The organism is Asanoa siamensis (assembly GCF_016862555.1).
Taxonomy (GTDB): Bacteria; Actinomycetota; Actinomycetes; order Mycobacteriales; family Micromonosporaceae; genus Asanoa; species Asanoa siamensis.
On the sequence record NZ_BONE01000091.1, the window covers coordinates 1 to 17,992 of the forward strand.

Annotated in this window: 17 protein-coding genes and 1 tRNA gene; 7 read left to right on the top strand and 11 right to left on the bottom strand. The window is 71.1% G+C overall.

What is annotated here, in order from left to right; all coding sequences use genetic code 11:
* Nucleotides 1-158: 158 nt before the first annotated feature.
* From Asi02nite_RS34920 to Asi02nite_RS34945, 6 genes are all read right to left on the bottom strand, one after another.
* Entirely contained in the window at nt 159-1,553 is a 1,395-nt protein-coding gene (locus Asi02nite_RS34920; RefSeq protein ID WP_203718308.1) for a serine/threonine-protein kinase, read from the bottom strand.
* A gap of 1 nt (nt 1,554) precedes the next feature.
* Nucleotides 1,555-3,060 carry a peptidoglycan D,D-transpeptidase FtsI family protein gene (locus Asi02nite_RS34925; protein WP_203718309.1) on the bottom strand — a complete coding sequence of 502 codons (1,506 nt, stop codon included), beginning with the start codon at nt 3,058-3,060 and terminating at the stop codon, nt 1,555-1,557.
* On the bottom strand, nt 3,057-4,439 hold the full coding sequence (locus Asi02nite_RS34930) for an FtsW/RodA/SpoVE family cell cycle protein (protein ID WP_203718331.1): 1,383 nt from the start codon (nt 4,437-4,439) through the stop codon (nt 3,057-3,059). The genes Asi02nite_RS34925 and Asi02nite_RS34930 overlap by 4 nt, the downstream gene beginning before the upstream one ends.
* A gap of 115 nt (nt 4,440-4,554) precedes the next feature.
* Nucleotides 4,555-6,006, bottom strand: coding sequence for a PP2C family protein-serine/threonine phosphatase (locus tag Asi02nite_RS34935; RefSeq protein WP_203718310.1), 1,452 nt, complete (start codon nt 6,004-6,006; stop codon nt 4,555-4,557).
* Nucleotides 6,003-6,488, bottom strand: coding sequence for an FHA domain-containing protein FhaB/FipA (locus Asi02nite_RS34940; protein WP_203718311.1), 486 nt, complete (start codon nt 6,486-6,488; stop codon nt 6,003-6,005). The genes Asi02nite_RS34935 and Asi02nite_RS34940 overlap by 4 nt, the downstream gene beginning before the upstream one ends.
* Before the next feature lie 4 nt (nt 6,489-6,492).
* Complete coding sequence (locus tag Asi02nite_RS34945) at nt 6,493-7,287, bottom strand: FHA domain-containing protein (protein WP_203718312.1); 795 nt, start codon at nt 7,285-7,287, stop codon at nt 6,493-6,495.
* A gap of 224 nt (nt 7,288-7,511) precedes the next feature.
* On the opposite strand from Asi02nite_RS34945, the gene Asi02nite_RS34950 reads away from it, so the two are divergent.
* From Asi02nite_RS34950 to Asi02nite_RS34960, 3 genes are all read left to right on the top strand, one after another.
* Nucleotides 7,512-7,597, top strand: a tRNA-Leu gene (locus Asi02nite_RS34950).
* Nucleotides 7,598-7,670: 73 nt separating this feature from the next.
* Nucleotides 7,671-8,744, top strand: coding sequence for an NAD-dependent epimerase/dehydratase family protein (locus Asi02nite_RS34955; RefSeq protein ID WP_203718313.1), 1,074 nt, complete (start codon nt 7,671-7,673; stop codon nt 8,742-8,744).
* Complete coding sequence (locus tag Asi02nite_RS34960; protein ID WP_373312383.1) at nt 8,741-9,547, top strand: WecB/TagA/CpsF family glycosyltransferase; 807 nt, start codon at nt 8,741-8,743, stop codon at nt 9,545-9,547. The genes Asi02nite_RS34955 and Asi02nite_RS34960 overlap by 4 nt, the downstream gene beginning before the upstream one ends.
* Here the strand turns inward: Asi02nite_RS34960 and Asi02nite_RS34965 are convergent.
* Entirely contained in the window at nt 9,544-11,418 is a 1,875-nt protein-coding gene (locus Asi02nite_RS34965; protein WP_203718314.1) for a S8 family peptidase, read from the bottom strand. The genes Asi02nite_RS34960 and Asi02nite_RS34965 overlap by 4 nt on opposite strands.
* Nucleotides 11,419-11,634: 216 nt before the next feature.
* Between Asi02nite_RS34965 and Asi02nite_RS34970 the strand changes: the two genes are divergently transcribed.
* A complete protein-coding gene (locus Asi02nite_RS34970) occupies nt 11,635-12,219 on the top strand; it encodes a hypothetical protein (protein ID WP_203718315.1) in 585 nt (194 codons plus the stop codon).
* Here Asi02nite_RS34970 and Asi02nite_RS34975 read toward each other — a convergent pair.
* The 3 genes from Asi02nite_RS34975 to Asi02nite_RS34985 form a co-directional block, all read right to left on the bottom strand.
* On the bottom strand, nt 12,193-12,567 hold the full coding sequence (locus tag Asi02nite_RS34975) for a hypothetical protein (protein WP_373312384.1): 375 nt from the start codon (nt 12,565-12,567) through the stop codon (nt 12,193-12,195). The two genes, Asi02nite_RS34970 and Asi02nite_RS34975, sit on opposite strands and share 27 nt — an antisense overlap.
* Before the next feature lie 176 nt (nt 12,568-12,743).
* Nucleotides 12,744-12,968, bottom strand: a complete 225-nt coding sequence (locus Asi02nite_RS34980; RefSeq protein WP_203718317.1) for a DUF397 domain-containing protein — start codon at nt 12,966-12,968, stop codon at nt 12,744-12,746.
* Nucleotides 12,932-13,813, bottom strand: coding sequence for a helix-turn-helix domain-containing protein (locus Asi02nite_RS34985; RefSeq protein ID WP_203718318.1), 882 nt, complete (start codon nt 13,811-13,813; stop codon nt 12,932-12,934). Before Asi02nite_RS34985 ends, Asi02nite_RS34980 begins: the two co-directional genes overlap by 37 nt.
* Before the next feature lie 329 nt (nt 13,814-14,142).
* On the opposite strand from Asi02nite_RS34985, the gene Asi02nite_RS34990 reads away from it, so the two are divergent.
* Together Asi02nite_RS34990 and Asi02nite_RS34995 are read left to right on the top strand one after the other, a co-directional pair.
* Entirely contained in the window at nt 14,143-14,421 is a 279-nt protein-coding gene (locus Asi02nite_RS34990) for a hypothetical protein (protein ID WP_203718319.1), read from the top strand.
* Between the two features lie 108 nt (nt 14,422-14,529).
* Nucleotides 14,530-15,276: a hypothetical protein gene (locus tag Asi02nite_RS34995; RefSeq protein WP_203718320.1), complete on the top strand. Its 747-nt coding sequence runs from the start codon at nt 14,530-14,532 to the stop codon at nt 15,274-15,276.
* 94 nt (nt 15,277-15,370) lie between these two features.
* Here the strand turns inward: Asi02nite_RS34995 and Asi02nite_RS35000 are convergent, their stop codons facing one another.
* Nucleotides 15,371-16,417 (bottom strand): PASTA domain-containing protein, encoded by a 1,047-nt coding sequence (locus Asi02nite_RS35000; protein WP_203718321.1) that lies wholly within the window; start codon nt 16,415-16,417, stop codon nt 15,371-15,373.
* A gap of 158 nt (nt 16,418-16,575) precedes the next feature.
* Here Asi02nite_RS35000 and Asi02nite_RS35005 point away from each other — a divergent pair, with 158 nt between their 5' ends.
* Nucleotides 16,576-17,859, top strand: a complete 1,284-nt coding sequence (locus Asi02nite_RS35005; RefSeq protein ID WP_203718322.1) for a hypothetical protein — start codon at nt 16,576-16,578, stop codon at nt 17,857-17,859.
* Nucleotides 17,860-17,992: the final 133 nt, after the last annotated feature.

Genomic DNA, 17,992 nt, shown 5'->3' on the forward strand with positions numbered 1-17,992 from the left:
CATCTGGAACGTCGCGTCGCGGGCGAGGTCGGTGCGGAGCATCTTGATCGCGACATCCCGGCCGAGCCGGAGGTCGCGGCCACGGTGCACCTCGGCCATGCCGCCGTATCCGAGCAGCTCGCCGACCTGGTACCTGCCACCCAGCAGGCGGGCCTGCGTCATCTCGTCAACATTCCTTCGCTCGTCATCCCGATGTGGAGGATTCGCTCTCCAAGACCGTACGGCGCGATCGCCGCATCGGTTCCGTCGACGGGTAGATGAAGCGCGGTCGTTACCTTCCCGATGGGGGCCATCGAGCCCGTACCGCCGCTTCCGCCGTCGTTGTTGCGGAGACTCAGCATGTAGGAGATGACCCCGGCACAGACCAGCACCAGCACGCCAAGTATCACTGCCAACACGACCAGTAACCGCCGCCCTCCACTGCTGGGTTCGGCAGCGGGGGGCACCGACGCATAACCGTATCCTGCTGCGGCCGGTGGCCGGTTTGCCGGCACGCTCGGGTAGCCACCACGGGCTGCCGGGGTCGTCACGATCGGTGACTGCGGCGGGTGTCCGCCGCCGCGCGGCGGTGCCGGCGTGACCCGCGCGGTCGCCGCCGGTGGGACGCGTGGTGCCGCCGGGTTGACCACGGCCGCCCGGCCGTTCGGCGCGGCCGGCGAGGCGGGCGCGCCGGAGATCGGCCCGGCACTGGGCGGGCCGGCGGGGGTCAGGGGCCGGTGGGGCTGGGCCGGCGCGGCCAGGGTCGTCGCCGCCTGCCGGGACACGGCCGAGAACGTGGCCGCGGTGGGCCAGCGGGCGCCCGGGTCCTTGGCCATCGCCCGCTCGACGATCGACCGGATCGCCGGTGGGATGTCGGCCGGCAGCGGGCGGGCCGTCTCCCGGACGTGCTTCATCGCGATCTCGAGCGGGTTGCCGCCCTCGAACGGCCGGCGCCCCGAGAGGCACTGGTAGGCGACGACGCCCAGCGCGTACACGTCGGAGGACGGGGTGGCGACGTCGCCCGAGGCCTGCTCCGGCGAGATGTAGGAGGCGGTGCCGAGCACCGAGCCGGCCGCCGTGAGCTGCCCGACGATCGCCGAGCGGGCGATGCCGAAGTCGGTCAGCACGAGCGTGCCGTTCGGGCGTACCAGCAGGTTGCCGGGCTTGACGTCGCGGTGGACGATGCCCTTCTCGTGCGCGGCCTGCAGGGCGTCGGCCGCCTGGGCGACCAGCGCCATCGTGCGGGCCGGGGTCAGCCGGCCGACCCGGCTCAGCGTGCGGGACAGCGCGTCGCCCTCGACGTATTCCATGACCAGGAAGGCGATCTGCTGGTCACTGCCGTAGTCGTAGACGTCGACCACGCCGGGGTGGTTGATCGTGGCCATCGTCCGTGCCTCGCCGCGGAACCGCTCGGCGAAGCCGGGCTCGTCGAGCAGCGCGGGCAGCAGGATCTTGACGGCCACCGTGCGGCCGAGCACCTCGTCGGTGGCGCGCCAGACGTCGCCCATGCCGCCGCCGGCGATGCGTTCGTCCAGCCGGTAGCGTCCACCCAGCATGACTCCGGGACTGATCACCTCAGCTGCCCCCCGCGTCGGTGACCACGGCGCGCATGATCTGGCCGCCGATCCGGGCGGCCTCGGCGCTGCCGCCGCTGCCCGCCTCCTGCAGGAAGACCGCGACCGCGCTGACGGGCTTGCCGTCCTTGATCGCGAAACCGATGAACCAGCCGTGGTCCTCGCGGTCGGCGGAGGACTGGGCGGTGCCGGTCTTGCCGCCCACGACGACGTTGTTGATCTGGGCGTTGCGGCCGGTGCCGTTCTCGACGACGCTGACCATCATCTCCTGCAGGTCGCGGGCGACCTGGCCGCTGACCACGGCGCCGTTGAGCTCCTTGGGCGTGGCCGTGTAGTGCGAGGTGGTGCGGTCCGGGCCGAGCAGCTTCTGCACGAGGTAGGGCCGCATCTGCTTGCCGTCGTTGGCGACCGCCGCGGCGATCAGTGCGCCCTGCATCGGCGTCATCCGGACGTTGTTCTGGCCGATGCCGCTCTGGGCGAGGGCGGCCGGGTCGTCGCCGCCGTCCGGGTTCTTGATGTCGCCGGTCTCGCTCGGCGCGACCGGCAGGCCTTCGCCGTTGAGCCGGCCGCAGGTCAGGTCGGTCTGCCCGAAGCCGAACTTGCGGGCCTCTTCCTTGATCTTGTCGGCGCCGAGCGCGACCGCGAGCTTCGCGAAGCCGGTGTTGCACGACTCGGTCAGGGCCTCCTTGAGGGAGACCTGCGACTCGGGGCAGATGGAGGCGGCTGCGTTGCGGATGTCGGTGCCGGACGTGGGTGCCCGGTAGACCGAGCCGGCCGGGATCTGCGTCTGCTGGGTGTAGCCGCTCTCCAGGGCCGCCGCCGCGTCGATCACCTTGAAGGTCGAGCCCGGCGGGTACGTCTCGCTCAGCGCCCGGTTGATCAGCGGCTTGCCCGGGTCCGACTCGAGCTTGTCGTACGCCGCCTCGGCCGCGTCGGTGTCGTGGTCGGCCAGCGGGTTCGGGTCGAAGCTGGGCATCGACACGAGGGCCTGCACGGCGCCCGTCCGCGGGTCGAGGGCCACCGCCGCACCCTTGTCGACGCCGACCCGGTTGTTGCTCATCTCCTTGAACGCGGTCTCCTGCGCCCGCTTGGAGAGGCTGAGCAGCACGCTGCCGCCCGGCGTCTTCTCGCCGGTCCACAGGTCGGAGATCCGGTCTGCGACCAGCGCGTCGGAGGTGCCGGCGAGGAACTCGTCCTCGCTCTTCTCGATGCCGGTGGCCGCGAGGTTGACCGGGTTGTAGCCCACGACGTGCGCGTAGGCCTCGCCGGCCGGGTACTCCCGGATGTATTTCAGTTCGCCGTCGGTCGGCTTGCTGGAGGCCAGCGCCGTGCGGCCGGCCTCGATGACGCCCCGCTCCCGCTCGTACTCGGCGATCTGGACACGGCCGTTGTAGTCGCTGTTGCGGTATTCGTCGGCCTTGTAGGCCTGCACCCAGTTGAGGTTGACGAAGAGCAGCGCGAAGAGCACCAGGACGACGACGCCGACCCGGCGCAGCGGTGCGTTCACGGCTTGATCACCTCCGTGGGTGCCCCGTGCAACTGCGCGGGGGCACTCGCGCTCGAGCCGCTCGGCCGGGCCGACACCGAGGCGTCGACCGGCCGCCGGGCCGCGTCGGAGACCCGCAGCACGACCGCGATGAGCATCCAGTTGGCCATCAGCGACGAGCCACCGGCGGACAGGAACGGCGTGGTCTGCCCGGTCAGCGGAATCAGCCGGCTGATGCCACCCACGATGACGAACACCTGCAAGGCCAGCGTGAAGGCGAGGCCGCCGGCGAGCAGCTTGCCGAACGAGTCCCGGACCGCGAGGCCCGCGCGCAGGCCGCGCTGCACGATCAGCAGGTAGATGATCAGCAGCGCGGAGAGCCCGAACAGGCCGATCTCCTCGCCGAGGCCGGCGAAGATGAAGTCGTTGTGGACCTCGGGGATCTTGGTCGGCTGCCCACCGCCCGGCCCGGCGCCGAAGAGCCCGCCGCTGCCCAGCCCGAGCAGCGACTGCACGAGTTGGTAGCCGCGCAGGTAGGGGTCGGAGAACGGGTCGAGCCAGATCTGCGCACGGTCGTAGAAGTTGGCGAACGGACCGCCGACCGAGGCGCCGAGGAGGTACGCGCTGTAGGCGCCGCCGAAGAAGAGCAGCAGACCGATGATCAGCCAGCTCACCCGTTCGGTGGCGATGTAGAGCGTCACCACGAACATGCCGAAGTAGAGCAGCGAGGTGCCGAGGTCCTTCTCGAAGATCAGGACCAGCAGCGAGACCGCCCAGACCGCGAGCACCGGGCCGAGGTCGCGGCCGCGCGGGAAGTCGACGCCCAGCACCCGGCGGCTGGCCAGGCTCAGCACCTCGCGCTTGCGCACCAGGTAGTAGGCGAAGAAGGCGAGCAGCGCCAGCTTGGCGAACTCACCCGGCTGGATCGAGAAGCTGCCGAACTTGATCCACAGCTTGGCGCCGTTGATCTCGGAGAGCGAGCGCGGCAGCAGGGCCGGGATCAGGACCAGGACGATACCGCCCAGACCCAGCGTGTACGCGTACCGCGAGATCGCCCGGTGATCCTTGACGATCATCAGGACCACGGCTGCGAGCACGACCGAGATCAGCGTCCAGGCGAGCTGGCGGCCACCCGTACCCGCGAAGATCGGGTAGTTGAGCCGCTCGGCGGCCGGCGCCTCCGCCAGGTCGAGCCGGCGCAGGAAGCCCACGCCGATCCCGTTGAGGAGGGCGACGGCCGGGATCAGGGCGGGGTCGGCGTACGGTGCGGCATAGCGCACGACCAGGTGCAGGCCGAGGAAGAGCACGCTGAGCACGGCCGCCGGCACCCAGAAGTTGCCGGTGATCGTGTCGAACATGGTGAGCTGGATCGTCGCGCTGTAGGCGGCGACCAGCGCCATCGCGAAGCCCAGCAGGGCCAGCTCGGCGTTGCGCCGCGTCTGCACGTCACGGACACGCGGCAGCTCACCCGTCGCCGCGGGTGTGTTGACCGGACCGGCCTGCGAACTCACGATGTCAGTCGGACGGCCGGCAGTCCGCCGGGTCGATGACCGGCGGAACGGTGTCGGTCGGCGGTGCGTCGGGCACCGAGGTCGGTGCACCGATGCCCGTCGCCGGCGCCTCGCCGGTCGCCGTGGCGGTCGCGGTCGGGTCGGTCACCGGCGGGCTCGTCGGCTCGACCGTCGGGTCGGCGCCCGCGGTCGGGCTCGGCGGGCAGGCCGGCTTCAAGTTGAGGTTGGTCGGATCGTCGGTGGTCAACTCGGAGAGCCGGCGCTGGGCGTCGGCCTCGCTGTCGGCCTGGATGCCCTGCTTGACCCGCTCCTGGGCGACCGAGGTGAGGTCGTCGAGGTTGGTGCCGCTGGTCGACTGGACGCTCGACAGGTTGACGCCGGCGATCTGACCCGGCACGCCGCGGAACACGGCGAGCTGGCCGTCGTCGGTGGCCCCGACGTAGAACTGCTGCTGCGTGACCCGCCAGCCGGCCCAGAGGCCGCCGCCGAGGATGAGCAGGAGCACGCCGAGCAGCACCGCCGTGCGCAGCGGGCGGCGCCGGCGCCGGTCACCCTCGTCCTCGTGCGCGCCGCCACGGCCGTTGGCATCGGCGGGCAGGTTCTGCTCGGGCACCGCGGCCCGGGGCGCGGAGAGCGCCGCCGAGGCACGGGCGGCCGGCGTGTCGGGGTTGGCCGAGGTCGAGTTGCCGCGGTCGCGGGCGGCCGCGCCGCCGACGATCGGGGTCGCCTCGACGATGTCGTGGTCGGTCGCGTCCGCGACGACGACGGTGATGTTGTCGGGCCCACCGCCGCGCAGCGCGAGGGCGACCAGCCGCTCGACGCACTGCTGCGGGTCGGCGAAGTCGCGCAGCGACTCCGCGATGGTCTCGGCGCTCACCACGCCGGAGAGCCCGTCGCTGCAGATCAGGTAGCGGTCGCCGCGGAGCACCTGACGCACGGAGTATTCGGGGTCGATGTCGCGGCCGTCGAGCGCGCGGGTGAGCAGCGACCGCTGCGGGTGGCTGCTCGCCTCCTCGGCGCTGATCCGGCCCTCGTCGACCAGCATCTGTACGTAGGTGTCGTCCTTGGTGATCTGCGCGAACTCGCCGTCGCGGAGCATGTAGGCCCGCGAGTCGCCGATGTGCACCATGCCGATCTTGCTGCCCGAGAACAGGATGGCGGTGAGCGTGGTGCCCATGCCCTCGAGCTGCGGGTTGGCGTCGACGGTGTCGCGTAGCTGCTGGTTGGCGATGTCCACGGCCGTGCGCAGCGCGTCGACGAGGGCGTCACCGGGGACGTCCTCGTCGAGCGGGGCCATGGCGCCGATGACGATGTTGCTCGCGACGTCACCGGCGGCCATGCCGCCCATGCCGTCGGCAACGGCGAGCAGCCGCGGTCCGGCGTAGACGGAGTCTTGATTTCCGTCCCGGATCAGACCGCGGTCACTGCGGGCCGCGTAACGCAGTGTCAGTGTCATGGCCGTAACTCGAGTGAAGTGCGGCCGATACGGATCGGCACGCCGAGGGGGACGGGGGTCGGTCCGGTGACCTTAGCGCGATCGAGATACGTCCCGTTCGTCGAGCCCAGGTCTTCCACGAACCACTGCCCTGACCTGGGAACAAGCCGGGCGTGACGCGCCGACGCGTAATCGTCGGTGATCACCAGTGTCGAGTCCTCGGCGCGGCCGATCGTAATCTGGCCATCACCGAGCGTGATTCGGGTGCCGGCGAGCTGACCGGCGGTCACCACCAACTGGTGGGCCGCCCGGCCCCGCTTCACCTTGGCCGGCCGCTGTTGGCCGGTCGACGCGCCAACCCCCCGTGGCGCTGCGACCAGCCGGCTGGATCGGGCCCCGGCGAAGAGGTCACGCCGGATCACACCCACCACCGTGAACACGAAGATCCACAGCAGAATGATGAATCCGATCCGGGCGACTTCGACGACGAAATCTCCGGCCAACGGGCTAACCGTCCACGCGGAACGTCAGCGTCGTCGTGCCGAGCTGGATCATGTCACCGGGGTTGAGAGCCACGGCCGAGACGCGCTGGCCGTTGACCATCGTGCCGTTGGTCGAGCCGAGGTCGGTGAGCACGACCTGCGCGCCGTCGAAGTCGAGGCGGGCGTGCCGCCGCGAGATGCCGACGTCGGGCAGGCGCAGGTTGGCCTGGTCGCCACGGCCGATCACGGTCGAGCCCATCTGCAGCGGGTAGGTCCGGCCGTCGCCGGAGACCAGCCGGATGTTGCGACCGCCGGCGCCACCGCCGCCGCCGTGCATCGGCGGCTGCCCGTAGCCCTGGTCGTAGGGCTGCTGGTAGCCACCGCCCTGGTCGTATCCCTGCGGCACGGGCGCGACGTCGCCACCCGTGTAGACCTCGGCCGTGACCCGGAACATGCCGGTGTCGAGGCCGTCGCCACGCTCGATCTCGACGATCACGTCGCCGTAGACCGTCCACGCCTGCTCGCCGATGAACTCCGCCTGTGACTGGGCGAGCTCCTGGGCGAGCGCGGCCGCGTACGGCGCGAGCCGGCTGTGGTCATAGGGAGATAGGTCGATCACGTAGCGGTTCGGCACCAGAGTCCGCCCGCCGGCCAGGATAGCCTTGTGCGCCTCTGCCTCCCGCTGCATGGCGTTGAGGATCTCCACAGGGTGGACGACCCCCTTGAACACCTTGGCGAAGGCCCCTTCGACCAGGCCTTCCAAACGCTTCTCGAAGCGTTGCAGCACGCTCACCGGCTCCTCCTCGGGTTCCGAGGCCATGATGGTATCCGGCCGGGGCACCTGCAGTCCGCATGGCGACCGGCCGACGGTCATTACCGGTCTCCGAAGAGCGCCGTGGGAGCGTTGCCGCTCGCGACGCCTGGGGGACCGTGCCCGCCACCGGAGTGGCGGATTACGCCGTGCTAGTCTTCCCAGGCGCCGCGAGCGGCAACCGCCCACGGCCACCGGCAGGGATAGCGTAATATGTGCCGGCAGCTGTTCCCGGGGAAGTGGCGGAATGGCAGACGCGCACGGTTCAGGTCCGTGTGCCCGAAAGGGCGTGGGGGTTCAACTCCCCCCTTCCCCACCATGACGTTGGGCTCCGCGACTCGCGGAGCCCTAACGTTATGCGCCCCTACCGCCGAGCAGCCCTGGAGTTGTGCGTGTCCGTCGCGTTGGTGACCGGTTCCGGAGGCTTGATCGGCTCGGAGGCCAGTCGGCATTTCGCCGGCCTGGGCCTCGATGTCGTGGGCATCGACAACGACATGCGGCGCTACTTCTACGGCGCCGACGGCTCCACCGCGTGGAGTGTCCAGCGCCTGGGTGCCGACCTCGGCACCTCCTACACCCACTACGACGCCGACATCCGCGACCGGGCGGCGCTCGAAGCGATCTTCAAGAAGTACGGCGCCGACATCTCTGTGGTGATCCACACCGCCGGGCAGCCCTCCCACGACTGGGCCGCCAAGGAGCCGTTCACCGACTTCGACGTCAACGCCGTCGGCACCCTCAACGTGCTGGAGAACACCCGCCAGCACGCGATCGACGCGCCGTTCATCTTCTGCTCGACCAACAAGGTCTACGGCGACCGGCCCAACAGCCTGCCGCTGATCGAGCAGGAAACTCGTTATGAAATCGCGCCCGACCACCCGTACGCGCAGGGCGTGACGGAGGACATGTCGATCGACGACTGCCTGCACTCGATCTTCGGAGTGAGCAAGGTCGCCGGCGACGTCATGGTCCAGGAATACGGTCGCTACTTCGGCATGAAGACGGCCTCGTTCCGCGGCGGCACCCTGACCGGCCCGGCCCACTCGGCCGCCGAGTTGCATGGCTTCCTCGGCTACGTGATGCGCTGCGTGATGGAGGAGCGCACCTACAACCTGTACGGCTACAAGGGCAAGATGGTGCGCGACGCGATCCACTCGCACGACGTGCTCACCGCGTTCGAGGCGTTCTTCCGCGCGCCGCGCTCGGGCCAGATCTACAACCTGGGCGGCGGCCGGCACTCGAACACCTCGCACATCGAGGCCTTCGCCTTGGCCAAGGAGATCTCGGGCCGCGAGCCGAAGATCAACTACGTCGAGGAGGCCCGGGTCGGCGACCACCAGTGGTGGATCAGCAGCATGGCCCGCTTCCAGGAGCACTACCCGCAGTGGCAGCAGACCTACGACGTCCCGATGATCCTGCGGGAGATCCACGACGCCAACGTCGACCGCTGGGTGCCCGGGTCGTGATCGACAAGGGCCGGCACAGCGTCCTCGGCGTCCTGGTCGACGCCGTCGACTACGAGACCGCCACCGAGCGGGTGATCGAGGCCGCGCACGAGCGCCGGCCCCTGGCCCTCACCGCGCTCGCGGTGCACGGGGTGATGACCGGCGTGCTCGACCCGCCGCACAACGCCCGGCTCAACGCGTTCGACGTGGTCACCCCCGACGGGCAGCCCGTGCGCTGGGGGCTCAACCTGCTGCACGGCGCCGGGCTCACCGACCGGGTCTACGGCCCGACGCTGACCCTGCGGGTGCTGGCCCGGTGCGCCGACGAGGGGCTGCCGGTCTATCTCTACGGCTCCACCGACGAGACGCTCGGCCGGCTGGTGCCGGCCCTGGAGAAGATGTTCCCGGCGCTCAAGTTCGCCGGCTGGGAGTCGTCGAAGTTCCGCACCGCCCGGCCCGGCGAGGCCGTCGAGATCGCCGACCGGATCCGGGCCTCGGGCGCCCGCGTCGCGCTGGTCGGGCTCGGCTGCCCGCGGCAGGAGATCTTCGCGTACGCGATGCGGCCCTTGCTCGACATGCCGCAACTGGCCGTCGGCGCCGCGTTCGACTACCACGCCGGCCTGCTCCGCAAGCCGCCGCCGTGGATGCAGAAGCGCGGCCTGGAGTGGCTGTGGCGGCTCGGCCTCGAGCCGCGCCGGCTGTGGCGCCGCTACGTGATCCTCAACCCGGCGTACGCGGCGCGGCTCTTCGCGCAGAAGCTCGGGCTGTGGAAAGCGACCCCGCCGCCACCGGCGACGGAGCCGCTCACCGCGTTCCCCGTCTAGAGGGTCAAGGTCCACGTGTTGATGTAGCCGGTGTCGCTGCTGTAGACGTCGCGGACCCGGAGCTGCCAGTTGCCGTTGGCCGACTCGCCCGCCAGGTTGACCGTGTAGGTCGCGTTGACGTTGTCGGCGCTGTCGAACGAGCTGCTGTTCTTGAGCCGGTAGGCGGTGCCGTCCGGCGCGACCAGGTCGATGACCAGATCACCGCGGTACGTGTGGACGATGTTGACGGCCACCGTCGACGAGCCGGACGGGGCCCGCCCGCAGCCGGAGATGGCGATCGTACTGGCGATGTTGGTGTTGTTGTCCGGGATGTTCACGTCGGTGCCGTTGGTCCCGGCGCAGCCGCCGCCGGTGCCACCGGTGACGGTCAACGAGTAGGTGGCCGAGCGGGTGCCCGCAGCGCCGGTCCCGTTGACGGTCACCGCGTAGGTGCCGGACGGGGTCGACGCCGAGGTGCTGATCGTCAGGGTCGACGAGCCGCCCGAGGTGACGGAGGCCGGGCTGAAGCTCGCGGTCGCGCCGGACGGCAGGCCGCTCGCCGAGAGCGACACGGACTGCGCGGAGCCGGACGTGGTGGCGGTGTTGACCGTCGTGGTCGCCGCGCTGCCGGCGGCCACCGAACCGGACGCCGGCGAGACCGACACGCCGAAGTCGTTGGCCGGCGGCGTGCCGTTGTTGACCACGTAGAGCAGCCGGTTCGGGGTGCCGGTGCCCGGGTTGGTCACCACGTTCGGCGTCGAGTTGTTGACCAGGTAGTCGCGGACCTGCTGGTTGGTCCAGGACGGGTTGGCCGAGAGCACCAGGGCGGCCGCCCCGGCCACGTGCGGCGTCGCCATCGACGTACCGCTGATGGTGTTGGTCGCGGTGTTGCTCGTCGACCACGTCGAGGTGATGTTCACACCCGGCGCGATGATGTCGACGCACGTGCCGAAGTTCGAGAACGAGGCCGCGGCGTCGTTGTTCTGGGTGGCGCCGACGGTGATCGCGTTGGGCACCCGGGCCGGCGAGTAGTTGCAGGCGTTCTGCCGCTGGCCCAGGATGTTGCCGTTGCCCGCCGCGATGGCGAACGTGACGCCCGAGTTGATCGCGCTGTTGACGGCCGCGTCGATCGAGGCGTTCGCGCCGCCGCCCAGGCTCATGTTGGCGACCGCGGGCTTGACCGCGTTGGCGGTGACCCAGTCGATGCCGCCGATGACCTGCGCGTTGGTGCCGCTTCCCTGGCAGTTGAGCACCCGGACCGCGACGAGTTGGACGCCCTTGGCCACGCCGTACGCGCCGCCACCGACCGTGCCGGCGACGTGCGTGCCGTGCCCGTTGCAGTCGTCCGCCGCGCCACCGTCGACGGCGTCGAAGCCGCTGGTGGCCCGCCCGCCGAAGTCCTGGTGGGTGGTCCGGATGCCGGTGTCCACGATGTACGCGCGCACGTTCGGGGCCGTGTTCGGGTACGTGTAGGACTGGTTCAGCGGCAGGTTCCGCTGGTCGATCCGGTCGAGTCCCCACGACGGCGGGTTGGACTGGGTGTCCATCGCCCACACCGTGTGGTTCTGCTCGACGTACGCGACGTTCGGGTTGCCGGCGATCTTGGCCGCCTGGGCCGCGCTGGCCTTGACCTCGAAGCCGCGCAACGCGGTGCGGTAGGTGCGGACCACTTCACCGCCGTGCCGGGCGGCCAGCGTGGCCGCGCTGCCGTCGACCGACATCCGGGCGACGGCGCTGTCCTTGAACACGACGATGTAGCTGTCGGCGACGGCGGTTTCGCCGCCGGCGTTGCGGACGGTGCCGCTCGGTTCGGCGGCGGCCGCCGGTGACGCGAACGCGAAGGCGGTCAGGGCACCAACCCCGACCAGGACGAACGTGCGCGGGAGACGCATCTCCCTCCTCCCCTCCGACCGGTGGCAGGCCGTACCTCGCTCGTGGCGAGATATCGGCATTGACCGATCTTTGGGTGAGGCTAGACGCCGCGCGGAGACGTGAACAGATGTCGAATTTTCAATACCACTCGCGTGTCCCCTACGGGGTGGGTCTGCGGGTGCGGCCGGGGAGGCACCCGGATGTGCGCGAGTCCTGTTTGGGCCAGTCTCGATGGCATGGGGACCGACCTGGCACTGACCACCGTCATCGCTCTCGCCGCGCTCGGCGCGGCCGGGCTCGTCGACCTGCTGCCCCGCGCCACCACGGCCGCGGTGCTGCGCCGGCGGGCCGCGCGCCTGCAACTGCTCGTCGGTGGATTGCTGGCGGTGCTGGCCGCCATCGGCGTGGCGGGGCTGCTGGGCTACGGCGACCTCATGCCCGCGGTGCTGCCGCTCTGGGTGCCGGCCCTGGCGGTCGCCGTCGTGTCGGTGCGCCGGCTGGGGCGGGTACGGCGCGGGGCCGCCGCGTTCGCGACGGCGCCGCACACTCCCGCGCCGCCCGGCCTGCGCGCCGCGGCCGCGCATCCGCTGCTCGCCCTGCCGATCCAGGTCATCGCGCTGGCGGGGGTGGCGGCCGTGCTGGCCGCCGCGGGCCTGGTCGCCCTGACCGTGCCCGCGGTGCTCGGCGCGGTGCTGACCGTGGCCGGCCTGGTCGTCACGGGTGTCGGCGTCCGCGACGCGCTGCGCCACAGCCGCCTCGCCGAGGGCGCGGTGGCCCAGCCGGAGCGCCTGCGGCTAGCGCGGCCGGTTGGCGTCCTGTAGGTAGAGGAGCTCCAGGATGGACCGGGCGGCCTCGAACCAGCGGTCCAGCCAGCCGGCGGTCGGGATGCTCCCCTTCGGCGGCAGTTCCAGCAGCAGGCCGCGGAGCAGCGGGTGGTCGGCGATCAACGCCTCGGGCTCGGCGTTGGCCCACTGCGCCGGGAAGACCGGCTCCGGCCGCTCGGCCGCGGCGCCGGTGGTGAGGTCCGCCGGCAGGCCCTGGCGGACGACCCGATCCGGCTCGCGCTCGGCCGGCGCCTCGATCGTCAGGGCCGCCTCGCGGCGGGTCTTGCGGTACGGCCCGGTGAAGCGCTCCTGCGTCGCCGAACCGTTTCCGAGGTTGTCGGGCATGGTCATTCGTCTGTCGCCTGCCTGCTCGTTCGGATTAACCCGCTCGGCGGGTTGACCTGGCATTTGCCGTGTCTTCTGGTACAACGACCCGGCCGGGCGACAGCGACGGTCCAAGCGTTTCGTCGAAACAAACCAGGCGCCCTCCGAGGTCGGAGGACGCCTGGCCGCGATCTGTCCTACAGGTCGAACTCGCCGTCCTTGGCGCCACCGACGAACGCGTCCCACTCGTCGATGGTGAACAGCAGCGCCGGCCCGGTCGGGTTCTTCGAGTCCCGCACGGCAACGGCTCCGGGCACGAAGGCGACCTCGACGCAGTTGTCGCAGTTGGGCCCGCTACGCGTGCTCTTCTGCCAGACCGCGCCGGTCAGGTCGACGTGAAAACCCTTGGTCTCGCCTTCCACAGTGGCTCCTTAGCTAGCTTCGCGATGTATGCGACCGACTCTTCGGGGCGGAGAGCGGCCGCACGGATGTGGTCGAAGATGAAGACGTACTTCCGCAACTCGTCGCTCTTCTCGATGAAGAGGCCCCCGGTGGCGTTTTCCGCGTAGACCACTTCAGGGTCACTCGGCTCGGGGAACTCCAGAATGGCGAAGGTGCCGTCCATGCCGGCGTGAGCACCTGCCTCGAAGGGCAGGATCTGCAAGGTCACATTTGGGTACTCTGCCGCCTTCACAAGCCTTTCCAGTTGGGCCCGCATGACGGCATCACCGCCTACAGGCCGGCTCACCACAGCTTCATCCAGAACGAACCAGAGGTCGATCGGGTCGTCCTCGTTCAATAACGACTGACGCGCGCGACGGACACTCACCCGACGGTCTACATCTTCTGTGGTGAAATCGGGTCGAGCGGCGCGGATCATCGCCTTGGCATAGTCCTCGGTCTGCAACAGCCCGGGCACTGCCTGCTGCTCGTAGGCGCGGATGGAATGCGCCGCGGCCTCGAGGCCGACATAGGCGCCGGCGAGCACCGCACCGTACGGATGCCACCAGCCTTTCTGGCGCGCCTCACGGGCGATCTGGACGAGCTCTTCGCACTCCGGGCCGGTGATGTCATAGATGGCGAGCATGTCGCGGACGTCGCGCGGGGTCGCCGAGGTGTGGCCGGTTTCGATGCGGGAGATCTTCGACGCGGAGCATTCGAGCCGCTCAGCGACGCCGTCGATGGTCACGCCGGCCGCCTCTCGGCGGCGGCGTAGCTCGGCGCCCAGCCGCCGGCGGCGGATGGTCGGGCTCCGGCGTTCGGTCACCGGGTCACCTCCGGACAGGTGCGGATTACGTTAGCGTCCGCACCCGCCACGGGAACACCCATATCGGACTTTTGCGGCGAGTTACGCAATTGCGACGGTCGCTGAGTGATGCGGCTTCAGTCTGACGCGCTTAACGGCCGGACATCAAGGACCATAGCGGCCACATGATGCGGCGAAAGCACTACCAAAGTGCAACTTGCATTGATCATGTTGTTGGTGCACTCTGTGCGTATGCCACGGGTTACTCAGCGTTTCTGAAAGATCAGTTCTCCCCGACCGTTCTTTCCCTGAGTCGCTTCGATCGACGGGCTTCGGAACAGGAGTAGATCGTGCTTCCTCGCTCCGGTGACGTGCTGCACGTGACGCGCGCGGCGAGCGTCCAGTTCATCGACCCTCTTCTCTTCCGCGTCATCCGCGTACACGACTGGCCGACCTATGACGGTTGGGTCTGGCTCGACGGATACGAGTTGAACGCGGCGGGCGACGCGGTCGAGCGGCGCTCCATCTTCGTCCAGGTCAACGGCCTGCGGCAGTTGCGCTCCCCCAACGACCTACGCGCGGCGCCGCGCCGCGTCGGCGTGCCGGCCCTGCCGGTGGCGGTCCGCTGACCGTTTGCCGATCGCGGCATGCGCGGGGCTTCGCGGCTCTAGACTCGACATACCCACCGAAAAGTTCTTCCCGGGCGTGACCAGGACCCCTATTCCTGGGGGTCACCCATGGTCAAGCCACCGGCGCGACCGCTGATCCGCTGTGCCCCGGTGTGTCTCGCGGCCGCGTTGTTCGTCGGCGGCGTCGCGTTGCCGGGCGTCGCTCTACCCGGCGTGGCACTCGCTGCCAGCCGGGCCGCGGCGCCCGACGGGTTGCCGCCGTTCCCGGTCCCGCGGGTCGCCCTGCCCAGGGTGGAGAGTCTGCTGCCGCCGCTAGCGCCGGTGCCGCCGTCGGCCGCGTGGCGCTACCTGGATCCGCTCTTGCCGGCCGGTGAGCTGGTCGGACGGCAGCCGTTCGACCCCGACGACGGCTGGTTCGCACCGGAGGAGCCGTCGCGGCCGGAGCCCGAGGAGCCACCAGACGAGCCGGATGCCGAGGCGCCTGACGAGGAGGTGCCCGACGTCGCGCCGCCCGTGCCGCCGGCGCAGCCGATGCCGGCACCGTCGGCCGCTCCGGCCCGCCCACCGGCGGCGCCGCCGGCAGCGACCACCGCGCCGCAGCCCCGGCCGGCCTCGCCGACGCCGCGCCATCGGCGGTCGGCCACGCCGTCGCCGGCCGACACGCGCGGTCTGGACGAGTTGTTCCCGGACCGCCCGTCGACGGCGACCGAGCCGGGTGCGGACGGGAACCACGACACCACCGCGGGCGCCGAACCGGCCGGGTACGGCCGCCCGCTGATCTACTCCGGCATTGCCGGACTGCTGGTCTCGGCGCTCGGTATCGCCTTCGTCCTCAACCGCCGCCGCGGCTGGTAAGGCCCCGGCGTCTGGGTTCGAGACCATCGCTGCCGGCCTTGCCGGCGAACCGTCATCGCGGCGGGGCGCTGGCCGCGCGACTCTGGTCGTGTCGTTACGGACCCGGCGGAATGCTCGGGGACGATGTCGGCGACGGGGTCGCGGTCGGCGACGGAGTGGGCGTCGGTGCCGGGCCGAGCGAGATGTCGACGGTGACGGTCGACCCCGAGTCCACCCGCTCGCCCGGCCCCGGGTCGGAGCCGACCACGGTGCCGGCGGGGCGATCGGAGTCCACGTAGTTCAGCCGGGCCGACAAGCCGGCCGAGGAGAGCCGCTGGCGCGCCTCGTCGACGGTCAACCCCTCGAGGATCGGCACCACGACCTGAGCCGCCGTCGTAGGCGTCGGTGACGGCGAACTCGACGTCGGCGCCGCGCTGGTCGGCGCGGCCGTCGTCGCCACCGGGGTCGTCGGGCTCGGCTCCGGGGCGGGTCCGTCGTCACCGCGCAGGATCAGCCAGAGTCCGAAGGCGAGCACGCCGAGCAGCACGAGGGCGATGAGCCCGATCAGGATCGGCATCCACCACCGGCGACCGTCGTCCGGCGGCCCCGGCTGCCAGCCACCGGGCGGGCCGTCGTCGGGCGGCTCACCAGGCCCGCCGGGCTGCGGAATGCCGGCCCGGCCCTCCCAGGCTCCGTCACCGGCCGGGGTCGCGTTCCGCAGTCCCTGCTGCTGGATCCGCGTGGTGCGATCGTCCGGTGGCAGCCTGCGGTCCGCGGCAGAGATTTGGGTGGTGCGGTCGTCGTCCGGCGGCGCGACGCGGGCGGTGCGCTCGGGATCGTCGGGCAACGCCTGCGTAGCGGCGGCAGCGTCCACGTCGCCACGCGACGGCACGGCCTGCGTACGCTCGGAATCGGTCTCGTCCCCCGCGCCCGCACCGTCGTCATCGTCGTCATCGTCGCGGATCGGGTCGAACGGTGCCGTGTGGTCCAGGGGTTGGGTTGACGCCGCGGCCTGGTCGTCGCCCGAGGTGCGAGGCGTGGCCGCGTCCTCGTCCTCGTCGTCGCGGATCGGGTCGAATGGTGCCGTCTGGTCGAGCGGCTGATCCGAGTCGTCCGAACTGGCACCGCGCCTCGTGCGCGGGTCCTCGGGCTGGTCGGCCATCCACGATCCCTTCGACACCAGGTAGCTCGCTGTGCGTGGCCGCCGCGGCGGCAACGGCACCGACCCTAGCTTGCTCGGCTGGACCGCGCTCCACGCCCGCCCACCGGTACGCACGCCAAGGCTCGCCCGCGTCGCACCCGGACGCTACGCTGCCCGGCATGGCCGTACGAGGCTGGGGAGGATCGATCGCCGCGGCGATCGGCGTTGCCGCCTGCGCCGGCGCCGCGCAGTTGGGTCTCGGCTACGGCCTGGGCATCATCACCTGGCTGCCGGCGTCCGACCGGGCCGGCGAAGCGGCCTGGGCGGCGAGCCTGTCCTGGGCCGCCTGGATCGCGGCCACGTCGACGGTCGCCGGCGCGATCGGCGCCCAACGGCTCGCCGAGCCCGCGGAGACCGGCGGCGACCCACCGGCCGCCGCGTTCCTCGGCCGGCTCTCACTGGTGCTCGCCGCCGCCGTCGGCGCGCTGGTCACGGTCGCGCTGGTCGCGGTGCCCGCCCGCGCCGCCGTACGCGCCGACACGTTCTCGCCACAGACCATCGCCGCCGGCTACGCGGTGATCGGCGTGCTGATCGGCCTGGTCTTCGCGCTCTGGTCGCTGTCGTCCCGCCCCGCGGCAAGCAACATCATCGGCACGATCGGCTGGCTCTGGCTCCTATCCGTGATCTCGGTGACCGAGGGCGTGATCTCGGGCGGTGACCAGCCGCCGGCACAACTCGGCGTCTGGCAGATCACCAGCGGCAGCGAGGCCTTCTGGTTCCGGGACTATCTTTACTGGCCGGGCGCGGCCGTCGCCCTGGGCGCGGCGTTCGTGATCGGCGCACTGGTGGCCCGCGGCCCGGCCCGCGACCCACTCCACCGCGTCGGCGCCGCCATCTCGGGCATCGCGGGCCCACTGATCGTGGCGACCGCCTACTTCCTGGCGGCGCCCAGGCTCTCGGGCATCCGCCCGGAGCAGGTCTCGGCCCATCTGCTCGCGCCCTACGCGGTGCTCGCGGGTCTCGCCGGTTCGATGCTGGTCACCACGCTCGCGCAGCGGGCCGACCGTCCCCGGGCAACGGTGCCGACCCAGCGGCACGACGAAGACGCGCACCCGGGCTACGCCTACAACTTCGCCGGCCGCGCGGACGCGGACACCAGGACCACGACCGCGGACGTCAATGCCACGACGGCCGACGCCAGGGCCGCGAGCGCAGACGCCAGGGCTACGAAGGCGGACGTCAAGGACGCCAACGCCGACCCTTGGGCCAGGACCACAGACGCGAGGGCGACGACCACCGGAGGTGTAGGCGGAACAAGCGCCACCGACGGCGGCGACCGCGACGACAAGGCCGCCCGAGCGGCGGCCACTCCACTGTGGCCGGAGGGCACCGCGCCCGGCGAGACGCCGCCAGAGCCGAAGCCGGAACGCAAACGCCGCTTCGGCCGCAAGACCGAAAGCTAGGCCCAACGCCGGATCAGCGCGGGCCGGCGGCGCGCGGTGCCACCCGGAGCAGTTCGAGCTCGGCCTGGAAGTCGAGTCGTTGCGAACCACGGCTACATCCAGGCGATTTCTGGCACGTCGCCAGCCGCTGGCT